Below are 6,106 nucleotides of genomic sequence, written 5' to 3' on the forward strand. Positions count from 1 at the left end.
TTATTTATCTGTTATTAAATTCTTTAAACTTTCCCAACGCGGGTCTATAGTCACTGCATTGTGGTTCTCTCTTGGAGCAAGTGCTTCCAATTTATCTAATACCGCCGAGTGCATCGTCCCATTCAAAACATCAGGGTGTACACGCTTAGCAGGGATTGACAACACAATAAGTTCATATATATATTGTGCCACATTCAGTTGGTATTCTCCGTGAGGAAGTATCAAGATTTCTTCATCGTCATCATTATACTCTTCACCAAACTTCACCACCAAAAAAAGTGTTCCTTCTACTGCCAAGTCAAAAGGCTCATTAGAAACATCACAATTCACATTCACAGTACCCCTGTTGTGAAAATGCAGTTCCAACAAGTTGCTCTTCTTGTCTAAATCAACGATTACTTGCTGATGAATATCATTCACCTCGTCAAAATTAAACAGTTGCAAAAACGCTTTGTCAATCTCATAAACAAATTGATGTCTCCCCTGTTTTAAGCCTGCAAAAGAAATATCGTATTCTTTTAACTTTCTCATTTTCTACAAGTTTAGTAATCAATTGTTCATTTTTCAAGGTGCAAAGATACAACTTTATTTTTATATACAAACTTTTTACCTCACTTTTTTATCATAATCACATCATATCCCCTCAAAAACCCCATCTTTCATTGAGCAATCCTCTCTTCTCAAACATTCTTATCTTTATCTTGTCTTCGTCTTATCTCTACCTTATCTTCGTTCATTCTTCGTTCATTCTTCGTTCATTCTTCGTTCATTCTTCATTGACCGTGCGACTTGCACCTGCCCGTACGGTTCGCACCTGCCTGTGTAGCTCACACTTTTCCGTCACTACCTTCCCCCTCTCCTTGGGAGAGGGTCGGGGAGAGGATTCTTTTTCTTTCGCCTCGAAACCCTATTTTTAACATTTTTCATGTCGCTGTATTACGCTATGAGTCAATCACTTATACACCTTTTCTATACCAATCGTCCAAGATTCGTATAAGCTTCCTATAAGCTCCCTATAAGCTAACCCCACCCTTCTTACACCCTTTTTTCAACAAAAACTCTCCTAACTCACTTTTTATATTTTTCGTTTTTCTCCGATAACTCAGACTAGTCCGATTTGTCCGACAAGTCAGACCCGTCAAAAAACCTTTTTTATCACTACCCATTTGCTAATTTCCTAATTTTCTCATTTCCTAATTTTCTTATTTCCTAATTTTCTTATTTCCTAATTTTCTTATTTCCTAATTTTCTCATCGGTATTTTTGGCATTTTTGACATTTTTGGTATTATATTAACATTGTCGCTTCTCTTCCTTAGTAAAAACAAGGATTTATAAAAGAAAAACCACAGTATTTTAGCCTTCTTAAAAAGGGTACTCCTTAATCTTTTGTTAAATTTTTAAGAGAATTTGTTTTTTATATAAAATATTTGTTTTAACTTTGCCCGATGAATAAGCGATTATACATACTCGCAGTAGTGCTCATAAGCCTTTCTCTTGTAGGAATTATTGTCATACAAGGGTATTGGATTAAATCAGCTATCGACAATAAAGAAGAAGCTTTTACTTATTCTATTCAGCAGGTACTCAATAATGTAGCTAAACAAATAGAGCAAGATGAAGTCGATAAATACGTAGCTCAAATTATCTATTTGCGCGAGAACGATAGCACCTTAAAACTCAAAGACAGTCATCTGCGAGAGTTTATCTATGTGCAAGAAAACAAACTAAGCAAAGAGACCTTTATTTATAAACACGGTATTTTAGAGGAAGATTACGCTTTAGCTACCAATCTGCGCAACCCTGTACTCATTGATGATTTGAAACTCTCCGATTCTTTTACCTTAAAGAACTATACAAACAGAGAAAGTTTTCAGCATATCAACAGAGGTAATAATATAGATAACAAACAGTTGCCTATCATAAAAGCCTACGAAAAGCTAAGTGAATTACCCGAGATTGAGCGCTTAATGATAGAAGAATCTTTTAAGAGTATCATAAGACAACAAACCCTTAGCGAACGAGTGTCTGTAAGCCAAATAAACACACTCTTAGAGCAGAAACTCAAAAAAAGAGGCTTGAATTTACCTTTCGAGTTTGCCGTGTATAACCGCAATATCTTATCGAAGATACACTCTAAGTACTTTGACCCTAATGAAACTAAGGAATACCGCACCTTGCTTTTTGGAGGCAATAGCTCCGATGATTCAGTATATGAATTAGCAGTAGTATTCCCTCAGCGAGAGCGCTATGTACTATCATCAGTAATAGGGGTCGCAACCCTATCGGTAGTCTTTTTACTAATAGTTATAGGTGTGTTTGTGGTTACCTTCCACCAGCTCATCACTCAGCGTCGTATTTCCGAAATCAAAACTGATTTCATCAATAATATGACGCACGAGTTCAAAACACCTATTGCCACTATGAACTTAGTGCTCGACAGTCTCAAAACACCTGTTGCCCTGCACGACCCCGAGAAAATAAAAGGGTATGTAAAAATACTCAAACAGGAAAACAAGCGAATGCTGGCTCAGGTAGAAAACATTTTACAAATATCACGTCTCGAAAAAGGAAACTTGCATTTAGAGCGGGAGCCCTTGGACGTGCACGAACTTATAAGTAATGCCATAGGGCACCTACAAGTAATGCTCGACGAACGTGGAGGCGTACTGCGCACTCACTTTTTAGCAGAAAACGGCGATGTATCAGCAAACAAATCACACCTTACTAATGTATTTGTGAATGTGATTGAAAATGCTATCAAATACTCACCTAATGCCCCCGAAATAGACATTTATACTGAAAATATAAAGAATAAAATACTAATACGTGTAAAAGACAGAGGACAAGGAATGAGCAGACAGGCTATGAAACACGTATTTACCAAGTTTTATAGAGAACACACTGGCGATTTACACAACGTAAAAGGACACGGGTTAGGGCTTGCTTACGTGAAAAGTATCGTAGAATACCATCAAGGAAGCATCAATGTAGAAAGCGACAAAGGAAAAGGTAGTACCTTCTTTATCAAATTGCCGGTAATATAATTTAAGAAATTAACAATTCAATTCATAATTGCCTAAAACAATAAAAAAATGAATACAGACGGAAACTATTACAGTTCAAATGCTTCTACGGACAATAAACATATTCTCTTAGTAGAAGATGACCCCAACTTCGGCACTGTACTAAAAGACTATTTGGTAATGAGTGGCTTCGACGTTACCTTAGCTAAAAACGGTATGGAAGGCTTCGAAAAGTTTAAGAAAGAAACAACATACGATATGTGTATCTTAGACGTGATGATGCCTTATAAAGACGGTTTTACTTTAGCCAAAGAAATTCGTGAGAAAGATGAGAAAATACCTATTATCTTCCTTACAGCTCGTACAATGCGTGAAGACGTGATAAAAGGCTATCGCTCAGGAGCTGATGACTACCTAAACAAACCCTTCGACTCCGAAATCCTATTGATGAAAATACGTTCAATTTTGCAACGTAAAAACATCGAAACAATGGTAGACGACAATAAGTTTGAGTTCGAAATAGGAAGATTCTTCCTCAATACCAAATTGCGTATTCTCAAATATAAGGACGAAGAACCTGTAAAACTCTCCCCTAAGGAAAATGAACTTTTGCGTTTGCTCGCCTTACACACCGATGATTTTATGTCACGTGAGTTAGCCCTTTCCAAAATATGGAAAGACGACAACTATTTCACCTCTCGCAGTATGGACGTATATATCGCAAAACTGCGTAAACTCTTGAAAAAGGACGACAAAGTGGAAATCCTAAACATTCACGGCGAAGGCTTCCGTTTGGTCGCCAATAAAGAAGCCGATGAATTCATTTAGGTAAAATAATAGTCTATTTCTTGCATATTCAAAAAATAGTCACACCTTTGCCCCCGATTTCAAAAACATTTGTTTAACTAAATAAAGATATACACGAAGAAAAATGACCTATGTCAAGTTACATATTGTATCAGTTTTACCTTTTTGCAAGGTAATGCTTCGTGTCGTATCTACTTGATTAGAAGAATAGTATAATATATAGAAGAGCCCGAAGCGTCCCGTTTCGGGCTCTTTGTTTTTTGAGTAAAAAATGAATGAGACAACCACCTCAGCAATTGAACAAATTACAACAAATTAAACATTTTTTAGCTACTTGTTTGAAAATCGTTTGCAAAGAAGATTTCTCTCCTTGGTAATTTACGATTCTTTTGCAATACATATTTTATTTCTTAAACAAATTCACTAACCAAAGAATAGGTATCCCTACTACCATTACAACGATAGCCACTATAAAGAAAACAAAAAGTGCTATTGTTATTACGACAAAACCTAAGAATAGGTTATATTCTTTGACTTTGATCACTTTATCAATAGTAACGTTCAAGAGTCGCGAATTTATGAGTTTATTCAGGTTCATTTTTCAGCATCTTATATATTTCCCTACGCCATTAGCCCCTTTAAGATTGTCTTCAGTTTGCTTGAACAAAGCTGAGGCTTCTTGTAGCGGTATGGAAAGCCGTTTTTTTTAGAGCTTGTATTTCTTTAAGCATTGCATTTTTAGGCACGAGCCCCAAGAAACGCACCTATTTAAGACGACAAAAATAAAAATAACTCAGTAAATTAACAAATTTAAATGAAAGGTCATTTATCAATTTCTGATCTCAAATAACTTCTTTTGCCACATAAAAGTTTCTTCTTAGCTTCAGGCTATCTCTATCTTTTGTACATTCATTGTTCGTCTTACCTTCGTCTTAGGTTCGCTTTAACTTCGCTCTCCCTTCAAATAAGCTTTGTCCATCAAGCTAATAGGTATCAATACTAAGTTGCTCTGTCACGACATTCACATTTAAAAACAACAACCTATATATCTTGAGAATAAACTTCACAATAGTAGAAAATATTAGATGTTTTCTCATAAAAAAGTAGTCTTTGTGGCTTGCCCCCTTCCCTTCGGAAGCAGGGCTGTTACATAGAGTTACAAATGTTTGATTTATAATATATTAAATTCATAAGTTCTTTGAAATTAATGATACTCCATTCCATAGCTGACTTGATAGAGTCTTTTCCATTAAGACGAAATAGGTTAATTGATATATTTCTCATTATTGAAAGATTCTCAGGAGCATTACCTGATTTAGTCTTACTCTTGTCCTCTTTCATTTGTACATCTTTCACCCAGTGCAAACGATTTTCTATACCCCAATGAGAACGTATGTGATTAGCAAAGAAATCAGCCTTATTCTTAGCTACACTGCTAATATGGTAAACTATCTCTATTGTCTGACCTTTCTTTGTTTTGACATAACGTGTTGTTTCTATAATTCGCTTTATACCAAACCATTCAGGAGAAATACCCTCTAAATTTTTATAAACTTTGGTAATACGCAATTCATCACGACCTCTTAGCAAAGAACACTCTTGGTAAGTGTGCATTAAATACTTTTTTGTAGCAACATTTGCTTTTATTTGCTCAAAAAGCTTTTTTTGATTACCTTTTACTTGTACTATGTAGTCATTTTTTGACTTTATAATAGTTTCAAGAGTTTTTTTGACAATGTAAGGCATCTAAAGTGATTATTTCACCTTGAATGTCTAAGGCTTGTAAGAGTCTTTGAACGGTATAAATTTCAGATTCTTTTTTGTTCTCTAATTTATCACAAGCTAATACAATGCCTCTTTGTGAAGCAAAAACACTTATCAATGAAACAAAATTCTGATAGTTATTTTGAGTGTCTTTAATAGTTCCTGCAATAGCCTTTCCATCAACAGCAAGTGTTTCACCTTGACACATTGGTAAAAATTGGGCAGTCCACTGATTGAATTTTTGGGCAAAATCATCAAAATCAATTTCCATAAATATCCTTCTAATAGAGCCATATGTAGGTACTTTACAGAAAGTTAGATACTTTTTAAACTCCCATTGGTTTTCTTTGAGGAAACGGCCTATTTCTCGATAACCAGTATAACCTGACATTATTGCTGTTAGGCACATAATCAGGAAGTTAGGCATTTTATGGCGGATACCGCGTCTTTTTCTAGTATCCTCTATACTAGATAACATTTCTATCAGTGTCATAGACTTTTACATTTTATT

The 6,106-nt window shown here is 35.3% G+C and carries 5 protein-coding genes and 1 pseudogene; 2 read left to right on the forward strand and 4 right to left on the reverse strand.

Going from position 1 to position 6,106, the window contains the following annotated elements:
• Nucleotides 1–531 carry a YceD family protein gene (locus ACSQ7D_RS11080; RefSeq protein ID WP_437136274.1) on the reverse strand — a complete coding sequence of 177 codons (531 nt, stop codon included), beginning with the start codon at nt 529–531 and terminating at the stop codon, nt 1–3.
• 482 nt (nt 532–1,013) lie between these two features.
• Nucleotides 1,014–1,166 (reverse strand): glycine cleavage system protein T, encoded by a 153-nt coding sequence (locus tag ACSQ7D_RS11085; protein ID WP_437136275.1) that lies wholly within the window; start codon nt 1,164–1,166, stop codon nt 1,014–1,016.
• 280 nt (nt 1,167–1,446) lie between these two features.
• Here ACSQ7D_RS11085 and ACSQ7D_RS11090 point away from each other — a divergent pair, with 280 nt between their 5' ends.
• Complete coding sequence (locus ACSQ7D_RS11090) at nt 1,447–3,045, forward strand: sensor histidine kinase (protein WP_437136276.1); 1,599 nt, start codon at nt 1,447–1,449, stop codon at nt 3,043–3,045.
• A gap of 48 nt (nt 3,046–3,093) precedes the next feature.
• Complete coding sequence (locus tag ACSQ7D_RS11095) at nt 3,094–3,852, forward strand: response regulator transcription factor (protein ID WP_437136277.1); 759 nt, start codon at nt 3,094–3,096, stop codon at nt 3,850–3,852.
• 382 nt (nt 3,853–4,234) lie between these two features.
• On the opposite strand, the gene ACSQ7D_RS11100 is transcribed toward ACSQ7D_RS11095, so the two are convergent.
• Nucleotides 4,235–4,429: a hypothetical protein gene (locus ACSQ7D_RS11100; protein ID WP_111972684.1), complete on the reverse strand. Its 195-nt coding sequence runs from the start codon at nt 4,427–4,429 to the stop codon at nt 4,235–4,237.
• 548 nt (nt 4,430–4,977) lie between these two features.
• Nucleotides 4,978–6,088 (reverse strand): annotated as a pseudogene (locus ACSQ7D_RS11105) (ISAs1 family transposase).
• Nucleotides 6,089–6,106: the final 18 nt, after the last annotated feature.

Source organism: Capnocytophaga sp. G1920 (assembly GCF_051417515.1).